This window comes from Olivibacter ginsenosidimutans (assembly GCF_039542865.1).
Lineage (GTDB): Bacteria > Bacteroidota > Bacteroidia > Sphingobacteriales > Sphingobacteriaceae > Olivibacter > Olivibacter ginsenosidimutans.
Map to the genome: position 1 here is coordinate 1 of NZ_BAABIQ010000038.1, position 19,671 is coordinate 19,671.

The 19,671-nt window shown below is 40.8% G+C and carries 17 protein-coding genes; 12 read left to right on the plus strand and 5 right to left on the minus strand.

Annotated elements, in window-relative coordinates; genetic code table 11:
* Nucleotides 1-289 precede the first annotated feature (289 nt).
* From ABD930_RS13555 to ABD930_RS13610, 12 genes are all read left to right on the plus strand, one after another.
* The gene (locus ABD930_RS13555; protein ID WP_345232271.1) at nt 290-3,130 is read left to right on the plus strand and encodes a sugar-binding domain-containing protein; all 2,841 of its coding nucleotides are present in this window, start codon (nt 290-292) and stop codon (nt 3,128-3,130) included.
* Nucleotides 3,131-3,200: 70 nt separating this feature from the next.
* Nucleotides 3,201-3,941: a helix-turn-helix domain-containing protein gene (locus tag ABD930_RS13560; protein WP_345232272.1), complete on the plus strand. Its 741-nt coding sequence runs from the start codon at nt 3,201-3,203 to the stop codon at nt 3,939-3,941.
* A 10-nt stretch (nt 3,942-3,951) separates the two neighbouring features.
* Complete coding sequence (locus ABD930_RS13565; RefSeq protein WP_345232273.1) at nt 3,952-5,208, plus strand: FAD-dependent oxidoreductase; 1,257 nt, start codon at nt 3,952-3,954, stop codon at nt 5,206-5,208.
* Between the two features lie 687 nt (nt 5,209-5,895).
* On the plus strand, nt 5,896-6,747 hold the full coding sequence (gene hisG / locus ABD930_RS13570) for an ATP phosphoribosyltransferase (protein ID WP_345232274.1): 852 nt from the start codon (nt 5,896-5,898) through the stop codon (nt 6,745-6,747).
* A 152-nt stretch (nt 6,748-6,899) separates the two neighbouring features.
* Nucleotides 6,900-8,213, plus strand: a complete 1,314-nt coding sequence (gene hisD, locus ABD930_RS13575) for a histidinol dehydrogenase (RefSeq protein WP_345232275.1) — start codon at nt 6,900-6,902, stop codon at nt 8,211-8,213.
* 148 nt (nt 8,214-8,361) lie between these two features.
* Entirely contained in the window at nt 8,362-9,414 is a 1,053-nt protein-coding gene (gene hisC / locus ABD930_RS13580) for a histidinol-phosphate transaminase (RefSeq protein ID WP_345232276.1), read from the plus strand.
* 46 nt (nt 9,415-9,460) lie between these two features.
* The gene (gene hisB, locus ABD930_RS13585) at nt 9,461-10,606 is read left to right on the plus strand and encodes a bifunctional histidinol-phosphatase/imidazoleglycerol-phosphate dehydratase HisB (protein ID WP_345232277.1); all 1,146 of its coding nucleotides are present in this window, start codon (nt 9,461-9,463) and stop codon (nt 10,604-10,606) included.
* Nucleotides 10,607-10,695: 89 nt separating this feature from the next.
* Nucleotides 10,696-11,286, plus strand: a complete 591-nt coding sequence (gene hisH, locus ABD930_RS13590) for an imidazole glycerol phosphate synthase subunit HisH (protein ID WP_345232278.1) — start codon at nt 10,696-10,698, stop codon at nt 11,284-11,286.
* A 15-nt stretch (nt 11,287-11,301) separates the two neighbouring features.
* Nucleotides 11,302-12,051: a 1-(5-phosphoribosyl)-5-[(5-phosphoribosylamino)methylideneamino]imidazole-4-carboxamide isomerase gene (locus tag ABD930_RS13595; protein ID WP_345232279.1), complete on the plus strand. Its 750-nt coding sequence runs from the start codon at nt 11,302-11,304 to the stop codon at nt 12,049-12,051.
* Nucleotides 12,021-12,809 (plus strand): imidazole glycerol phosphate synthase subunit HisF, encoded by a 789-nt coding sequence (gene hisF, locus ABD930_RS13600; RefSeq protein ID WP_345232280.1) that lies wholly within the window; start codon nt 12,021-12,023, stop codon nt 12,807-12,809. The genes ABD930_RS13595 and hisF overlap by 31 nt, the downstream gene beginning before the upstream one ends.
* 16 nt (nt 12,810-12,825) lie before the next feature.
* On the plus strand, nt 12,826-13,410 hold the full coding sequence (hisIE, locus tag ABD930_RS13605; protein ID WP_345232281.1) for a bifunctional phosphoribosyl-AMP cyclohydrolase/phosphoribosyl-ATP diphosphatase HisIE: 585 nt from the start codon (nt 12,826-12,828) through the stop codon (nt 13,408-13,410).
* A gap of 80 nt (nt 13,411-13,490) precedes the next feature.
* Nucleotides 13,491-14,411 (plus strand): WD40 repeat domain-containing protein, encoded by a 921-nt coding sequence (locus ABD930_RS13610; protein WP_345232282.1) that lies wholly within the window; start codon nt 13,491-13,493, stop codon nt 14,409-14,411.
* 231 nt (nt 14,412-14,642) lie between these two features.
* Here the strand turns inward: ABD930_RS13610 and ABD930_RS13615 are convergent, their stop codons facing one another.
* From ABD930_RS13615 to ABD930_RS13635, 5 genes are all read right to left on the minus strand, one after another.
* Nucleotides 14,643-15,344 (minus strand): peptidase associated/transthyretin-like domain-containing protein, encoded by a 702-nt coding sequence (locus tag ABD930_RS13615; protein WP_345232283.1) that lies wholly within the window; start codon nt 15,342-15,344, stop codon nt 14,643-14,645.
* A gap of 81 nt (nt 15,345-15,425) precedes the next feature.
* Complete coding sequence (locus ABD930_RS13620) at nt 15,426-17,378, minus strand: M1 family metallopeptidase (protein WP_345232284.1); 1,953 nt, start codon at nt 17,376-17,378, stop codon at nt 15,426-15,428.
* Between the two features lie 243 nt (nt 17,379-17,621).
* Complete coding sequence (locus ABD930_RS13625; protein WP_345232412.1) at nt 17,622-17,966, minus strand: arsenate reductase; 345 nt, start codon at nt 17,964-17,966, stop codon at nt 17,622-17,624.
* 252 nt (nt 17,967-18,218) lie between these two features.
* The gene (gene pth / locus ABD930_RS13630) at nt 18,219-18,779 is read right to left on the minus strand and encodes an aminoacyl-tRNA hydrolase (RefSeq protein WP_345232285.1); all 561 of its coding nucleotides are present in this window, start codon (nt 18,777-18,779) and stop codon (nt 18,219-18,221) included.
* Nucleotides 18,780-18,911: 132 nt separating this feature from the next.
* Nucleotides 18,912-19,499, minus strand: a complete 588-nt coding sequence (locus ABD930_RS13635) for a 50S ribosomal protein L25/general stress protein Ctc (RefSeq protein WP_345232286.1) — start codon at nt 19,497-19,499, stop codon at nt 18,912-18,914.
* Between the last annotated feature and the right edge of the window lie 172 nt (nt 19,500-19,671).

Here is a 19,671-nt window from a genome sequence, read left to right on the forward strand (position 1 = left end):
TTTCAGACATGACCATGCTATCGGCATTAAACAGAAAAACATCGTGCAATAGAAAACAAATAACCTTTTTTTGCCGCTTCGAAATTTAACCGGACAACACTGAAAAAAATTAAGCATTTCCGATACGTAATAAAATCCATCACAATCATAAAATCAACTATTTAACAATTGTTATAAATAGGCGAATTTTACCTTCACTAGTTCGCGTAAATCAATAATGTTTCAAAGAATGGCGTCAGAAACGATATGAACGTTTAGAAACATTCAGCAAAACACAATAGAAAATCAGATGACTAAAACAATTTTAACCATAGTTATAACATGGGTACTGGTCTTATCCAGTACGCTTAGTAAAGGACAGCAGGTTCAATCCAAAAAAATAGACCTCTCTGGATCCTGGGCATTTGCAATAGACTCGTTGGATCAGGGCGTGAAAGAGAAATGGTTTAATAAGAAGTTTGGTGACAAGGTTCGTTTACCCGGTTCCATGACGACGAACGGCAAAGGGGATGAGATCACACTAAAAATTCACTGGACTGGTGATACCAGGCCAGATGGTGCTTATTGGAAAGATTCCAGTTATGCCAAATACAGACAACCTGAAAATATCAAGGTGCCGTTTTGGCTACAGCCAAACAAAGTTTACGTGGGGCCCGCATGGTACCAAAAGGAAGTAACAATTCCTAAAAGCTGGTCAGGGCAACATATCGCGTTATTTTTAGAAAGATGTCATTGGGAAACAATGTTATGGATAGACGGAAAACAAGCTGGAATGCAAAATGCACTAGGGGCACCACACCGTTATACCTTGGACCAGCTATTGACACCAGGCAAGCATACCCTTGTGCTGAGGATTGACAACCGGATCAAGGATATCGATCCAGGAAGAGATGCCCACAGCATAAGTGACCATACGCAAACCAATTGGAATGGTATCATTGGAAAATTGGAGCTCATCGCTAGGCCAACAGCCTACCTCTCATCTATCCAACTCTACCCAGACATCGACAAAAAGGTTGTGCTGGTCAAAGTTACCATAAATAATATTGCGGCCAACAGTGATCCCTTCGAAGTAAACATGGCTGTCCAAAGTAAGAGTGCGAAAAAAAAATCTTTGCCCATTTTAACAAAGATGGTCAGGCTGGGCAAAGATACTACGCAGTTAACCTTTACGTACAACATGGGGCCTGATCCGGCCTTATGGGACGAGTTTACGCCTAACCTCTATACGATGAAGATATCCTTGAAAGGCAAAAAAACACTCGACACGAAGGATGTGACTTTCGGGATGCGGCAATTTGTGACGAAGGGCCAACAATTTCTGGTTAATAAGCGACCAACTTTTTTACGGGGGACGCTAGAATGTGCCATCTTTCCTAAAACAGGTTTTCCACCGACCGATAAGACTGCTTGGGCTAGAATCTATAAAATATGTCAGTCTTACGGTCTCAATCATGTTCGCTTTCATTCCTGGTGTCCACCGGAGGCGGCCTTTGCCGCCGCTGACGAAGCGGGCATTTATTTATCTGTTGAATGTTCGGCCTGGGCGGCCATCGGCGATGGTAAACCGATCGATAAATTTATCTATGAGGAAAGTAAACGCATCGTTAATGCTTTCGGCAATCACCCATCTTTTTGTATGTTGGCTTATGGCAATGAGCCGGCGGGCACCCACTCGAAAGAATTTCTGACCAGCTTTATAAAATATTGGAAAGAAAAAGATGCCCGCAGATTATATACATCGGGTTCTGGCTGGCCAATTATTCCCGAAAGCGATTACAACAGTACCGGTGATCCGCGGATCGGCTTTTGGGGTACAGGTTTTAACAGCGTGCTCAATAACGGTACGCCAAGAACAGATTATGACTGGTCATCTATTGTGAATAAATGGCCCCAGCCTACTGTTAGCCATGAGATCGGACAATGGTGTGTATATCCCGACTTTAAGGAGATAAAAAAATATGATGGCGTACTAAAGCCGAAGAATTTCGATATTTTCTACGATCGCTTAAAGGAAAATCACCTCGAAACACTAGCCGATAGCTTTTTTTATGCCTCCGGAAAGCTTCAGGTACTCTGTTACAAAAATGAAATCGAAGCGGCGTTGAGAACACCTAATTTTGGAGGTTTTCAGTTACTTGACCTTCACGATTTTCCCGGACAGGGAACAGCGCTAGTCGGTGTTTTGGATCCTTTCTGGAATAGTAAAGGCTATGTTTCTGCCGCAGCGTACAGTAGTTTTTGTAATGCGGTGGTTCCATTATTCAGAACCAAAAAGCTCATTTATAAAAATGACGAATTCCTAGATGGAATTATCGAAATCGCCAATTTTGGTCGCTCACCTCTAAAACAGGTTACACCAAAATGGCAACTAAAAAACCAAGCAGGGAAGATTTTATTTCAAGGTCATCTAAAAACCACTGACATTGCGATTGGCAATAACCTTGTGCTTGGGCATCTCAAGCATCCATTATCCACGTTTAGTAGACCAGAGAAGTTATCGCTACAAATAAACGTTGGTGACTATCAAAATTCATGGGATATATTCGTATATCCATCACAGCATCAAAATATTGGAAATGATATTTTAGTAACGCAGACGCTTGACGAAAAGGCTCTTCATACCTTAGATGCTGGCGGCAAAGTTTTACTAACGACCAAGAAAGGGATTATTAAAGAAAATGATGGCGGTAATGTGATGGTAGGATTTTCGCCTATATTCTGGAACTTGTACTGGTCTAATAACCAGCCTCCGCATACGTTAGGTATACTATGTGACCCTAAGCATCCGGCATTCTCCGAGTTCCCTACAGATTATTATAGCAATTGGCAATGGCAGGACGGATTGCTTCACTGTAATGCCATAAGGCTCGATCATCTTTCTAAGGATCTCAAACCCATCGTTCGCATCATAGATGATTGGTATACGGCACGTCCCTTAGGTTTAATTGTTGAGTGCAGCGTGGGAAAAGGGTCGTTGCTGATTTCCGGTATAGACTTATTGACAGATAACGAAAACCGACTCGAAGCCAAACAGTTGCTATATAGCTTAAAAGCTTACATGAGTGGGCCTCAATTTAATCCTTCTGTATCATTAAGCCCTCAGTCTATCAGAAATATTTTTAAATAATTTTTTTGTTTAAAAAACTTATTTTGGCAGCTGTGAATTCCGAATAGTTCATTTAAGATTGACCAGCGTTATGGAATTGAAAATCACACAACCAACTAAAAGTCTTAGCGATTTTGTTGAAAGCTTTTGGATGATCCGAAATGATTCAGCAGAAGAAAAAGAAGTTATTCTGCTGCCCGATGGTCGGTTCGATATCATCTTCTATTCGGCCAAAGAGTCTTTTCATACGACACTTCGTGGCTTAGATACACACCCTGGGCAGGCAATCATTCCCGGAAACGTGGTGATGTTTGCTGTTAGTTTTAAATTACTGGCAATCGAATATTTACTCGACATTAAAATGGCACCGCTATTAAATGAAGGACAGTTGCTACCGAAGCATTTTTGGAATATCGAACCACATGACCTAGAAGATTTTGAAGGTTTTTGCACAAAAGTTTCCCGAATCATGCTTGATCTGATCAAATTTGACATAGATAAGCGCAAACGGGAATTATTTGATCTGATTTATACGTCCAATGGATCGATGACAGTGCAAGCGTTGTCTGACCGTGTAGCCTGGAGCAGAAGACAGATTAACCGATATTTTAACGAGCGGTTTGGACTTTCTTTGAAAACCTATTGCAATATCTTCCGGTTCAAGTCGTCTTTGTTACAGATTAAGGAAGGAAGGTTCTTTCCTGAATTGAATTTTGCAGACCAAACTCACTTTATTAAAGAAGTAAAAAGATTTTCGGGAGTGGTTCCAAAGGAATTAGCTAAAAATAAAAACGGCCGATTTATACTATTATCAGACGTGTCTCAGGAGTAATTTTGTACTCATGGAGATTCAGAACAAAAAGATCGCAATTGTTGGTGGTGGACCGGGAGGACTAACGTTAGCAAGACTTTTACAGTTAAAAGGTGCGAATGTACATGTATATGAGCGGGATATTAATAAAGATGCCCGTATACAGGGAGGCACATTGGACTTACATACCGACTCAGGTTTGGCGGCTCTGGCTAAAGCCGGATTGATGGAAGAGTTTAAAACATATTACCGACCGGAAGCGGGATGGATGCGGGTAGTGGATCATCAGTTACAAATTCATTTCGATGAACATCAGAAAGGTAAAAAGGAAGATTTTGGTGACAGTAACCATAGGCCAGAAATCGACCGAGGACCATTAAGGCAAATTCTGCTGAATGCCCTGGATGAAGGTACTGTTGTTTGGGATAGTCACGTACAATCAATTGAAAAAATACAGGATACATGGCAATTAGTTTTTCAAAATGGGAATACCGCTCGTGCTGATCTGATTATCGGTGCAGATGGGGCAAATTCTAAGATCAGACCGTTCGTGACAGCAATAAAACCTTACTGGACGGGTATTACCATGCTAGAAGGATCGCTAAAAGACGGCGCTAAAACGGCTCCAGTAATCCACAAATTATTGAAAGGAGGAAAGTTATTTGCTTATGGGAAAGAAAAAACACTGATCGTCAGTTCGAAAGGCAATGGTAGTTTTGGATTTGCTGCTAGTTTTAAATCCAATGAGCACTGGGCTAAAGAAAACAATATTGATTTCAACGATCATAAACAAGTTCTTGCCTGGTACAAAAAGGAATTTTCAGCATGGAATCCGGCTTGGTGGGAGCTCTTTAACAGCCCGGACACCATTTTCATCCCACGCCCGCAATATTGCATGCCACTGGATCAGAAATGGAAGGCTAAGGCCGATATTACACTGCTGGGCGATGCTGCTCACTGGATGCCACCTTTTGCAGGTGAAGGTGTAAATATGGCCATGCTGGATGCGTTACAACTTAGTGAAGCCCTTACTAATCCTGTGTTTAGCGATACCAAACAAGCAATAGCTTGCTATGAAAAGCAAATGTTTACCCGATTCGCTAAAATAGGCAAGGATACCTTATTCAATACCAAATGGATGCATCAGCCAAACGCATTGAAGGATATGCTAGCCATGTTCAGCAAAAACAAAATGAAGCAACTTAGATTTCTGACCAAGTATATCATTCAGACCTCTTTCTTTCGAACCCAACTAAATATGGATACGCGAAAAAAAAGGATTCATTAACTGTTATACCCAATCAACTCTCCTGTTAACGCTCTTAAAGCATCGCCCTTGCCCTCTACCCTACCAGATATAACGTATTACCAAATTCTCATCACATTATATAATAGTTTTTATATAACACTAGTATTATTAGTATATTATTAGTCTTTTAGAGGTCTATTTGACGTCTTAAAGACGATAAAAAGACGGCAAAAAGACGATGAAAAGACGATCAATAGTAAAAGAAATTAAGAATTTAATAGAAATTAGGTTTAATTTTGGTAGCTATTCAGGGATAAGCAGGTGATAAGCAAGTATGGACATTGGCCCCAGAAAAAGCAGGATAATACCAAAAGTTTCCTGAAAAGCAGCAAATAAAAGGGACTGAAAAAAGACACCACAAAATAAATTTTTCAATAAAATCAAGTTTTATTTACAACTAACACAGATATCTCACATTTTTCTTGCATATAAGACCAACTTTAGCTAAGTTTGCAACGTTCTATTTCAAAAACGGAAAAAAGAACATAAGAACATGATCAGCGTCTTCACACATCACGTACATTTCCATCATCGCCCTTGCGGCGATATGTAATTAGTATGTTTCTACGTGAAGCACATAACCTCCATCATTATTTAATATATTTTATTTATCGAAGCAGCAGCTATATTGAGTAGATGCTATTTCAAAACTTATACAAAAACTCGATGCCTTCTTTAAAAATTGCCATCCAAAAATCAGGCAGGTTAAATGAAAAATCTGTCGAATTATTAAAGAATTGTGGTTTATCCTTTGAAAATTATAAAAGCTCCCTCATTTCATCGGTTGCTAACTTTCCTTTGGAAATTCTTTTCTTAAGAGACGATGATATCCCAGAGTATGTACAAGACGGCATTGCCGACTTGGGTATTGTAGGCGAAAATGTGATCAACGAAACAGGGGTTGATGTGCATTATCTCCAGCGCCTGGGTTTTGGTAAATGCACCTTGAAAATTGCGGTGCCGAACGATAGCGTGTTTGCACATGTAAAAGACTTGGAAGGCAAGGCTATTGCGACTTCCTATCCGGTTATCCTGAAAAAGTTTTTAGATGACAATCAGGTCAACGCAACGATTCGTACAATCTCCGGATCGGTGGAAATTTCTCCCGGCCTTGGTCTAAGCGATGCGATTTGCGATATCGTCTCTACCGGCGGTACTTTACGCAGCAACGGGTTAAAACCTTTTGCCGATGTGCTTTCTTCAGAAGCGATTTTGATTGGTAAAAATGGTATCGGAAACCATGCGATCGTTAAGGAATTATTACAGCGTATCCAATCGGTTCTTAAAGCGAAAGAAACCAAGTATGTGGTACTGAATGTCGTCCGTGATAACCTGGATACGATCCTTTCCTTACTTCCGGGAGTGAAAAGTCCGACTGTAGTACCTTTAGCGGAAGAAAATTGGGTGGCGGTACATACCGTAATCCAGGAACGCGATTTTTGGGAAAAAATAAACAAGCTCAAAGCGGCCGGCGCCCAAGGCATTGTGGTCATGCCTGTAGAGAAGATTATTATGTAATAGACACAAGATGTAAGACACAAGATTTAAAGGCGAAAGGCAATTACAAGTGATGCGTTCATTGTAAACTATACAGGCACTCACAACTGGCAACTCACAACTTTAAAAAGACTTGATACTTACCTTTTGCTACTCGATACTTCATACAAAAAATGTTAAAAACATATACCTATAGCGAGCTTTCTACAGCAGATTTAAATCAGCTGGTGCTACGTAATACCGACCCAGCTAATGCTATTCAGGAAACGGTGGAAAATATCATCCAAGCGGTTAGAACTAAGGGTGATGATGCCTTGTTGGACTATGCCGAACGCTTTGATCATGTAAAACTCAATCAACTCTTTTTGGATGAGGAAGCCATACAAACACTAGCCTTCAGCATCGGCAGGGAACAGCAACGGGCATTAGAAATTGCCTTTAACAATATCCACAAATTTCATCAACTGCAACTGCGTAAAGAAAAGAAGGTTGATACCATGCCTGGGGTCACCTGCTGGCGTGAACCACGCCCTATTGAACGGGTTGGACTATACATCCCGGGTGGAACCGCCGTACTACCTAGTACGTTTCTGATGTTGGGTATCCCGGCAAGGATCGCAGGTTGCCGGGAAATTGTGGTTTGCTCACCACCACAAGCCGACGGAAAAGTAAACGGCTACTTAGCTTATTGCGCCTATCTATTGAAAATTAAACGGATCTACCTGGTTGGCGGAGCACAAGCGGTTGCGGCAATGGCTTATGGTACAGCAAGTATACCGAAAGTCGACAAAATTTTTGGTCCGGGTAATCAATTTGTAACCAAAGCGAAAACCATTATTCAGGCCACTACATCAACCGCAATTGATATGCCCGCAGGCCCTTCTGAAGTATTGGTGATTGCCAATGATACCAGCAACCCAGACTTTGTAGCGGCCGATTTACTGGCGCAGGCAGAACATGGCAAGGACAGTCAGGCTGTATTGGTTACCAATAGCGTGCAACTTATTGAGCGGGTTAACGAAGCCTTGCGAGAACAACTGGCGGTACTACCCCGGGCAGCAATAGCGGAAGTGGCGATTAGCAACTCTTATGCCATGCTGTGTGGCAATTTGTTGGAAGCAATGGACTTTAGTAATCGCTATGCACCTGAACATTTGATTATTGCGGTAGACGAATGGCAGGAAATAACCCGTAAAATTGTTAATGCTGGATCGGTTTTTCTTGGACACCTAACCCCGGAAAGTGCGGGCGACTATGCCTCGGGCACAAACCATACGCTACCAACCAGCGCTTTTGCCCGTTCATATTCGGGTGTGTCGGTCGACTCGTTTATCAAAAAGATTACCTTTCAACACATTACGCCTGAAGGAATAGAAAATATAGGAAATACCATAGAAATATTAGCAGAACTGGAAGGATTACAAGCCCATAAAAATGCAGTAACGATACGCCTGGAGGCGTTTAGTAACACTGACAGTGGCAAGTAGCAGGAATTTATATAAAGCGCTATGCTGCTCAAAGCTTAGAGCCTATAGCTTACAGCTTTTGAATTATTGATATATTATTTGTTTTTTTTAATGAATCAATGAGTCCGCCAGCTAGCGGAGTTTTTACTTTTAAATTTTGAATTTTTAAATGATCATCGATATAAACAATCTCCTTCGGGATAACATTAAAAAATTAACACCTTATTCGTCTGCCAGAGATGAATTTAAGGGAGAAGCTTCCGTACTATTGGATGCCAATGAAAATGCCTTTGGTTCACCGCTCCCCCATCCGTATAATCGCTATCCGGACCCCTTACAGCAACAATTGAAAAGCAAGATCAGTGCAATTAAGGGTGTTCCCACCAACCATATCTTTTTAGGCAACGGTAGCGATGAAGCGATAGATCTGCTATTCCGCGCATTCTGCCGACCGGGAATAGACAATGTACTTTTGGTTCCGCCCACATACGGCATGTATGAAGTATCGGCCAACATCAACGATGTAGCGATAAAAAAAGTAAACCTCACCACCGATTTCCAATTGAACCTGGATGCTATGGCCGAGGCAATAGACGAATATACTAAACTGATCTTTATCTGTTCACCTAATAACCCAACAGGCAATTCCATCCACCGAAAAGATATCGAAACGGTTATTGCTCATTTTAACGGTTTGGTGGTGATTGACGAGGCATATATTAATTTTGCCAAGCAAAAATCTTTTATTCAGGAACTGACAGAGTACAATAATCTTGTTGTGTTGCAGACCTTATCCAAGGCTTGGGGTCTTGCTGCCTTACGCATTGGAATGGCCTTTTCTTCAGCAGAAATCATTCAGGTATTCAATAAAATTAAACCTCCCTATAACATTAATGAGGCCTCCCAACAATTAGCCTTGGAAGCGCTGGAAAAGGTTGATCAGGTTAACGCTTGGATTAAAGAAACCGTTGCGGAACGCGATCAATTAGCAGACAAACTGTTGGCGCTTTCTTTTGTGCAATTGGTTTATCCATCAGACGCTAACTTTATTTTAGTACGGGTGACGGAACCTAAGGTTATTTACCAATACTTAGTGGATCGAGGAATCATTGTGCGCGATCGTTCATCGGTAATCCGATGTGAGGGGTGCTTACGGATTACCATTGGTACACCGGAAGAAAATCGGCAATTATTAGAGGCCTTAACGGATTATTGGGTTTAGCTTTGGGTAAAACCCCAATTAATTGGTAACTTTGAAATAAATTTTTATGTCAACTTATAACGCTAGAAAACGACTACTCTTCATTGATCGCGATGGCACCTTGATTCTAGAGACGGAAGATGAACAAATCGATTCTTTCGCTAAATTAAAATTCTATCCAGGAGCTTTGCAATATCTACCCAGAATAGCACAGGAACTGGATTATGAACTGATTTTGGTGAGTAATCAGGATGGTTTAGGCACTGATGCCCATCCAGAAGCGAATTTTTGGCCAGTGCATCAATTCATCATGGACACCTTTGCCGGTGAAGGAGTGCACTTTGCTAAAGAATATATCGACCGTACTTTTCCACATGAAAAGGCCCACACCCGTAAACCGGGGATCGGCATGCTCGGTGAGTATTTTGATGAAGACAAGTACGATCTAGCTAACTCCTATGTTATTGGCGATCGGGTAAACGATGTACGCCTAGCAGAAAACCTCGGAGCCAAAGCGATTTGGCTTCGCAATAATGAGCTATTGGGTGCTGCGGAGGAACTGGCCATTAACCCTGCCGTTATCGCCTTAGAGACGACCGATTTTAAGCATGTTTATGAATTCTTAAAAGTAGGTGATCGAAAAGCAGAACATCATAGAAAGACCAATGAAACGGACATCTTTGTTGCCATCAACCTGGACGGCACAGGAAAGGCGGATATCCAAACAGGTTTGGCTTTTTTCGACCACATGCTGGATCAGTTGGCTCGCCATGGCAGTATGGATCTAACCATCCATGCGAAGGGTGATTTACACATTGATGAGCACCATACCATTGAAGATACCGCCCTCGCTTTGGGCGAAACGTTTTTGAAGGCTTTGGGAGATAAACGAGGAATTGAACGCTATGGTTTCTGCTTGCCTATGGATGATTGCTTAGCGCAAGTAGCACTTGATTTCGGAGGAAGAAATTGGTTGGTATGGGATGCGGAATTTAATCGCGAAAAAATTGGTAAAATGCCTACTGAGATGTTTCTACACTTTTTTAAGTCGTTTTCTGATGCAGCGAAGTGTAATCTAAACATTAAGGCCGAGGGGCAAAACGAGCATCACAAAATTGAAGCGATCTTTAAAGCCTTTGCTAAAGCCATTAAAATGGCCGTAAAACGCGATACTGATAAAATGCAGTTGCCTAGCACGAAGGGAGTACTTTAAGCGGAAAGCATTAAGGCAGAAAGCTAAAAGATATACTCAATAACGATTAGCTTTTTGCTTTACGCTCAAAAGCTTTATACTTAAAAAAAATGATTGGAATTATCAACTACGGAGCAGGAAATATTTTTTCATTAACAGCAGCATTAGACCGCTTGCATGTAAAATATGGTATGGTTAATGCGGGTGATCATTTAGATAACTACAGCCACATTATTATACCTGGTGTAGGCCATGCGGAAGCTGCTATGGAAAAATTACAAGCAACGGGGTTAACAGAAGCCATAAAAAATTTAAAACAGCCAGTTTTGGGAATCTGTGTTGGTATGCAATTGCTGACGAGCCATTCGGAAGAAGGAAATGCAGACCTACTCGGTATAATGGATTTGCAAACGTTACATTTTACCGATCGGGTAAAACTTAAAGTCCCTCATATGGGTTGGAACAAAGTAAACCCTTTACGACCTAACGATTTATTTCAAGAAATAGCACCGGAAACATATTTTTACTTCGTACATTCCTATTTTATCGAATATAATCCTACTTTTACACTGGCAAGTACCACATACGGTATTCCCTATTCTTCTGCTATACAGTATAAAAACTTTTACGGTGTGCAATTTCATCCAGAAAAATCAGGCCCAGCAGGAGAACAATTATTACGTAATTTTTGTAAAATTTAATCAACATATAACGTCATGTACATTATTCCAGCAATAGATATTTTAGATAAGAAGATCGTCCGTTTACGTGAAGGGAAATACGACGCGGTTACTACTTATGATATCAGTTTGGAGGAAATGATCGAAAAATACCAGTCGAATGGTACCGAATTTGTCCACATCATAGACCTAAATGGGGCTAAAGGTGATTTTAGCAATCGGGAATATCTTTTTGATATCATCCAAAAAACCGACATGAAAGTCCAATACGGAGGCGGTGTCAGGAGTATTGACAAAGTTAAAGAGCTTATCGATGCGGGAATACATCGGGTTATCGTAGGTACGCAGGCCATTACCAATCCAGAATTTTTAGATGAATTAAGCCACTTATATTGCAATGGCGTAAAATGTTCAGACCACATTGTAGTAGCTATTGATGTACTGGATGAAGTAATCAAATATTCTGGCTGGATGGAGAGCTCTCCCGTAAAATTGATCGATTATATTGACCGTTGTCTAAGCTTAGGTTTCTTCCGTTTTCTTTGTACTGACATCAATAAAGATGGTAAATTAGGTGGAGCCGGAATTGAATTGTACAAGAAATTGCTTGATCATTCACCTATTATTAAGTTGATTGCTTCTGGTGGAATAAGCTCCATGGAAGATATTAAAGCTTTAGATGAGCTTCGTATAGAAGCCTGTGTTGTGGGTAAAGCGATCTACGAAGATAGAATAAGTATTGACGAAATTAAAGAATGGAACCTGCGCTCGCTGATCAACTTCTAAACTCAAGCGTTGCAAAACGCATTATTCCCTGTCTAGATGTAAAAGATGGTCGAACCGTTAAAGGTGTAAACTTTGTCGATCTACGGGACGCCGGAGATCCTGTGGAATTAGCGTGGCAATATTCTGCACAGGGAGCTGACGAGTTGGTGTTTTTAGACATTACAGCGACTCACGAAAAGCGTAAGACGACTGTCGATATGGTAAAAGCGGTTGCCCGTCAGGTAAATATTCCCTTTACCATTGGAGGTGGCATCAACGAAATACAAGATGCGGAAATCCTACTGAATTCGGGAGCAGACAAAATATCCATCAACTCGGCAGCGGTACGCAATCCCGACCTAATCGACACATTGGCCAATGCTTTTGGGATTCAGTTTGTTGTGGTAGCCGTTGACACCAAATTTGTAGACGGCAATCATTACGTGCATTTAAATGGTGGGCGGATCAAAACCGATATGTTAACTAAGGAGTGGATACGTGAAGCGCAAAGCCGTGGTGCAGGTGAAATTTTATTGACTTCCATGGATCATGATGGAACCAAAGGAGGATTTGACTGTCGGCTCTTGGCCGAGATCAATCAAATGCTTGGTATTCCGATTATCGCTTCTGGCGGTGCAGGCAATACACAACATTTTGTGGACGTTTTTTTACAGGCAAATGTGGATGCGGCGTTGGCCGCCTCGGTTTTTCATTACGGAGAAATACGGATTCCAGAGCTTAAAGAGGAACTTAGGAAAAATAGCATTGAAGTGCGATAACCGTTAAACGAAGAATATGTTAGATTTTAATAAAGGAGCAGGACTTATCCCCGTGATCGTTCAGGATAACCAAACGTTAGAAGTACTCATGCTGGGTTATATGAACGAAGAGGCTTGGGAAAAAACACAGGCGGAAAAACGCGTTACCTTTTTTTCCCGTAGCAAAAATCGGCTTTGGACCAAAGGGGAAGAAAGCGGTCACTACCTAGAAGTGGTGAGTACGGCTGTTGATTGTGATCAAGACACCCTTTTAATAAAGGCCAATCCGAAAGGACCGACTTGTCATACTGGTGCTAGAAGTTGCTTCAAAACAGACTATAACCAAAACTTTATCTTCCAATTGGAACAAATCGTTGCAGACCGGTATACACATCCGGTAGAAGGATCTTATGTCAACCGCTTACATACCAAGGGACTCAATAAAATTGCTCAAAAGGTGGGCGAAGAAGCGGTAGAAACCGTCATTGCAGCCTTGGCGGAAACGGAAACAGATTTCATTAATGAATCTTCTGATCTGCTGTTTCATCTATTGGTATTATTGCGGGAAAAAAATATTCCATTAGCGCGCTTGGCTAAAAACCTAGAGGCTAGGCATCAGTAAATGGTGTCTTTATCCATTCGTGCGCCTTACTAAACACTATTTTCGTCAAGACATTGCATGATAGACAGAAGCTATTTGCTATGAACAAAATAGAGGTACTCAAAAAGCTAAGCCTAACCGGTCATCAAAATCCCATTTTTGCATTGGAAGTGGATGAAGGTGCTGCTTTGCTTTTTACTGCTGGCAATGATAAGGGTGTTGTAGCTTGGAATTTAGCCTCAGGAATATTTCAGAAGATCGTCCTTCCGGTTAAAAGCTCGGTCTACTGTTTGCATCGGCTTCCCCACACGTCTTACCTTGCTGTTGGTGAACGCAGCGGATTGGTCACTATTGTTGATTACGTAAATCATAAAATTCTAGCTCGCTTACAGCATCATCAAAAACCGGTATTTGGTTTACAGGCATTTCATACCAAAAATGAATTATTGATTTCTTCAGAAGATGGGACGGTATCGGTATGGGATACCCAAACGTTTACGATGCTGTATAATTTCCGCGTATCGCAAGAGACAGTACGTTGCATTGCGCTTAATCACCAGGAAAATCACTTTGCCTTAGGTGCCAAGGATAGTAAGATCAGTATCTTTGATGCACAAGAGTATTCGTTAATACATGAAATTGACGAACACAGTGCAGCGATTACTTCCCTATGTTTTTCACCGGATGATAGCCGTTTACTGACCGGCGGACGGGATGCGCAGTTAAACATTTTTGAAACCGCAAATTATAGCTTGTTTAAAAACATAACAGCGCATATGTTTACCATTTATCGTATTGCCTATCATCCCACCTTACCACTATTCGCCACTGCCAGTCAAGATAAAAGTGTCAAACTGTGGCGTGCCGATGATTACTCGCTGATCAAAAATATTAGTTTCGAAAAAGGTTATGAAATCCACCGTTTATCCATTAATAATATGCTTTGGATTAACGCTCATACGTTAGCAACGGTTAGTGACGATAAAACGGTGATTCTATGGGATATTGAGGTTTTAGAATAGCAGATTTAGCGTGTTATCCTATTTGTTTGTAACTTGCTTTTCCGCTTACCTGCTGACACAATCCCTCCGTTCTGCTTAAAAATATCGTCTAGGAAATTTGCGGTTTGCAGGTTGACGCATTACCATTGTAGCAAAGTTCCAAGCGATGAGTTTTTGGTCACTTTTTTCGGAAACCACGAAGTAGCATGAGTGCCTTTAAAACAAACCAAATACGAATAAAAGTGACACAAATTAATTTTTTAACCGCAATTTTTCCTTTTCAGAAGCATCTAGTTTTTTATAGGCATTATACGAATCCATAATGTATAAACGTAAACGTTCATCATTTGCTTCTTTGATAAAAGAAACTTTTGGACGATAAGCAGCCATGAATATATTAAGATCCTCTCCCTCCAAAGGAGTTAAGCTTTGGATCAACTTGGCCGAAAAGCGGGTATCCACTAAGCGATTATCACTTTCTTGAGCCAATATTTTGTATTGTCTTCGAGCATTTCTAGCACCATTACCAAAGATACGGGATGGGGAAAGACCAATGCCCCCACCGGAAACCGTATTCGCATATTTCGCTTCTTTTTTAAGTTGCTCCATTTCTTCTTTTAGCCGACTGTTGGTCATAATATGGACAGTTTCTAACACACGTGGATCAGCAATACCACTTAAGTACACCCGTTTGACGGCAAAATCGGTCACTACGAGACTATCCACCCGATAGCCAAATGCCGAAAAGGTCAATATATCGTCTTGATGAGCGCCCAATGAAAATTCACCTGATTTATTGGTCAACACGCTGTCGCCCGTATTCAGATTCTTCACCGATACCTGTTGCATAGCTTCATTGCTTTTATGCTCTAGCACAATTCCCTTAAACTGTTCTTGCGCGTGTGTGGTAAGCACACTAAGTGCTACAACAAAGAAAAATAAAACGGTTTTCATACGATATATTTATTTTAAGGGCTATTTTTACAACAAAGTTAAGCCTAAAGTGTTAGGTCTATTCGCCAATTAAGCATCAAACTATTTGGCCTTCCACGTATTATTTGATGGATTAATATCTGGAAAAACATGATCCGGATCCAGCACAACAGACACAATGGGCTCTGTAGTTGTTGTTTTAAATGTAAATACCTGATTACGTTCCCAAATTTCAACGGGTAAATTGATTCTAGATCGTTTACCGCTAGTTGTTGTTACTTCTGCAATAACTGGCATAGGCATTTGCTCTAAATTAGCTATCGTAATAAGGGCCCCTTGTTTCGCGTCCTGATCCACATAGCTGACCTCCTCAACCGCCTGATCTAATTTCCAGTTATGAAGGAACCATGAGCGCCAGAACCAGCTCAAGTTCTCGCCTGCCACATTTTCAATCGTATGAAAAAAATCATAAGGGGTTGGATGTTTATATGCCCAGTAACGAATGTACGTACGAAATGCCTGATCAAAACGCTCTTTACCTAAAATTTGTTCACGCAGTAAGGTTAAGCCCATTTGAGGCTTATAATACGCTAAGGTTCCAATATTACTTTCTTTCATGCCTTGGGGTGTTGTCATGATGGGCTCCACTCCCTCTTTAAATGTTTTAGCGGCAAATACATAGCCATCATATTTCGGTTTTTTATATTCGCCATGATTAAATGCGTCAGTAGCGAGCGTGTTAATAAAGGTATTGAAACCTTCATCCATCCATGCATACAAACGTTCATTACTTCCTACAATCATGGGGAACCAGGTGTGGCCAAATTCATGATCGGTTACACCCCATAATTCTGGCCCCTTTGCTTTGTTGCCACAGAAAACGATGGCTGGATATTCCATACCTGCCACAGCCGATGCAACGTTCACGGCAACAGGATAAGGATAGGGATACCATTTATTGGAATTAAATTCTATACTTGCTTTTGTGTACTCCGTTGAGCGCTCCCAGGCGTTATTGCCATTGGATTCTACTGGATAAGCTGATATAGCCAAAGCTTGTTTATGGGTAGGTAAATTTATCCGGGCAGCATCAATGATGAAGGCACTGGAAGCTGCCCAAGCGACATCCCGACTGTTTTTAAGGTTAAACTTCCAGGTTAATTCCTTTTTTCCTGTAGGTCGTGAATTATGCTGCAATACTTCTGCTGCTGACCGAATAAGAACCGTTTGATCACTATTCTTCGCTTGCTCCCACCGTTTTAATTGCTCTTTCGTATAGACTTCTTCCGGATTAAGCAATTCGCCACCACAAACCACTATTTGCTTGGCTGGAGCGGTAATAGCGATGTCAAAATTTCCATACTCCAGATAGAACTCTCCTGGTCCGGTATACGGTTGTACATTCCATCCCAATAGATCATCGTATACACATACCCGTGGATACCACTGTGCAACGCTGAAGATAGGTCCATTGGCGGTGGTCAAAATCCCAGTACGATCTGATCCATAGTCAGGAATGGTATACGCATATTCAATCTGCAGTTTAACTTGATCACCTTTAGGAGCTAAGGTATGAGGTAAAAAAACTTGCATACGCGTATCGGTAACGGTATACTTCAGCTCTTCACCATTACTGGATTTGACAGACTTAATGGTATATCCGCCATCAAAGGGCGTTTCGTGCGAACCATAGCGACTTTTTCCAACCGGAATGCTACGCATGCCCCTGCTCTCTTTTGCGAATAGGTTTTGATCCAGTTGCAACCACATAAATGCCAAGGAATCCGGACTATTGTTGGTATAATCCAATATTACTTCGCCCGAAAGATGTTTCTGCTGCTCGTCGAGTCGTACCTGAATATGGTAATCGACGGTGTTTTGCCAATAATTAGGTCCTGGCTTACCGCTTGCAGAACGATACCCATTGCTGCTTTGTGTGTAGAATACTGGAGCAAAGGCTTCTTCATAACTATACTTACTTGTTGCAGATTCTTGGGCAAATACGTGAACACTAAACAGCGTTACTGAAATCAGAATGGAGATTTTTTTAAACATATACAGCAAATATTTCATCCGTAAATAATTTTTCTATTGGCGGATGGAGCTATCATGCTTTAAAATTTACATTTCCTCGTGCGACTAAAATGAAATTTTTAAACATAGACGGTTCCGCTATAAAATAAATTCTCTAATGACAAAGTAGAGACCGTTTGAACTACCAGCCGCTAATATAGTATAATTTCCGTTGGAGCGCTAAAAAACAAAGGCCTGAAACTAGTTATCAGGCCTTTGTAACAACTATTTTAATTTAGTTTCATAGGCATGCTCATCAAAACCCACAATTAAGCCCTTTGGAGATTCGATTACGGGTCTTTTAATGACACTGGTTTTAGCCTGCATTAGCTTATTGGCTGTTTTTTCGTCAACAACCGCCTCCTTTTCCTCATTGCTCAAACTTTTCCAAGTTGTCCCTTTTTTATTCACTAAGGTTTCCCAACTTACTTCCTTCTCCCAGCTTTTCAATGTAGATTCACTTACCCCTACTTTCTTGAAATCTTGAAATTCATACGCGATGCCATGGGTACTTAGCCAATCTAGCGCTTTTTTCACTGTGTTGCAATTTTTAATTCCGTAAACTTTCATGGTTATTTCAAAAATAAAAAGTAAAAAATGTGAATAGGTAATAGGCAATAAGCCATATGCTATAAAATCACTCATCACTTCACTACTCAACCACTATCACCTTCTATAAGTTATGAGTTGTCAGTTGCGTGTTGCGAGCCTGTCCACCACATTGGCTAATCGGCTAATTCACCACTCAACTACTATCACTACTTAACTATTCCCTATTTAACTGCTTAACTACTCCCTATTTAACTACTAACTGTTCCCTACTCACTTATTAAAATTTGTCATCGTTAATTCCAGCCCAACTGTAGTGAAGCTCTTTACCGCTTCTACTGAATGGTCTATTAAGGCTGGCAATGCCAATTGCTCTTCCGGATCAAAGGCGCCTAAAACATAGTCTATTTGCCGACCTTTAGGATAATGATCGCCAATTCCAAAACGTAACCTTGGATATTGTTGCCCTCCACATAGGGCTTCAATGCTTTTTAGGCCATTGTGACCTGCCGAACTCCCTTTAGGTTTGACCCGGATACTACCAAAAGGTAGAGCTAGATCATCTACCAATACCAATACATTTGACAGCGGTATTTTCAAGGCATTCATCCAATAGTTCACCGCTTTGCCACTTAAATTCATATAGGTTGTGGGTTTAATGGTATAAATCGTCCTTCCCTTATGCTTAAACTCTGCATAAAAAGCATATTTCAAGGTTGAATAGGTTGCATCAAAATCTTTTACCAGCTGATCAGCGATCATAAAGCCAATGTTATGGCGAGTATCTGCATATTCTTGACCAATATTACCCAAGCCAACGATTAAGTATTTCATTGATGATATAAATTCAAAAGTAAAAAGCGTAAAGCCTATAGCCTAATGCAATTATAGGAGCTAAGATAGCATAAAAAAACCTATAAGGCTTTTGAACCCTTATAGGTTTTTTTATCGAAGAGATAATGATTTTTATTTCTTACCTGTTTTGGCTGCTTCTTGTTCTGCTTGTTTCAATGCACGGGACATCACAACAGAAACAATGGTATCATCAGCGTTATTAGTTACTTTAGCATCGGCCAACTGAATAGCACGAACGCGAACCGATTTGCCCACTTCTAAAGACTCCAAGCTCACCTCAATGGTTTGTGGCATATTTTTAGGTAATGCTTTAATACGCAACTTACGCAACTTCTGGATTAATTTACCCCCCATCTTTACCCCAGGGGAAGTACCTGTTAATTCGATCGGAATGTTCATTGTCACTTCCTTTTTGTCGTTTAAGGCCAAAAAGTCGATATGAATAATCTGATCGGTTAAGGGATGGTATTGAGCATCCTGAACAATAGCTTGGTGCTTTGCTCCACCAACTTCCAAGTCAACGAATTGAACTTCTGGTGTATACACCAAAGGTTTCAAATCAGCTGCGGACACAGCGAAGTGAACTTGTTGATCACCCCCATAAAGAACGGCTGGCACCTTACCTGCGTAGCGCAATTCTTTTGCGTCTCTTTTCCCTACGTTCTCTCTAAGAGAACCGCTAATAGCAATTGATTTCATTTGTTTGTTAATTTGTTTTTATTTGCCAAATGGAGCCTTTGATGATGAAAATAATCATTTCCCTGTGGTTTAATGATTATTTTTATCATGTCGGATTCATTTGTTTGTTAATTTGTTTTTTTATTTTGAGGCTGCAAAGATAGGAAAAAATTTAAGAGCCTGTTTAAAATTC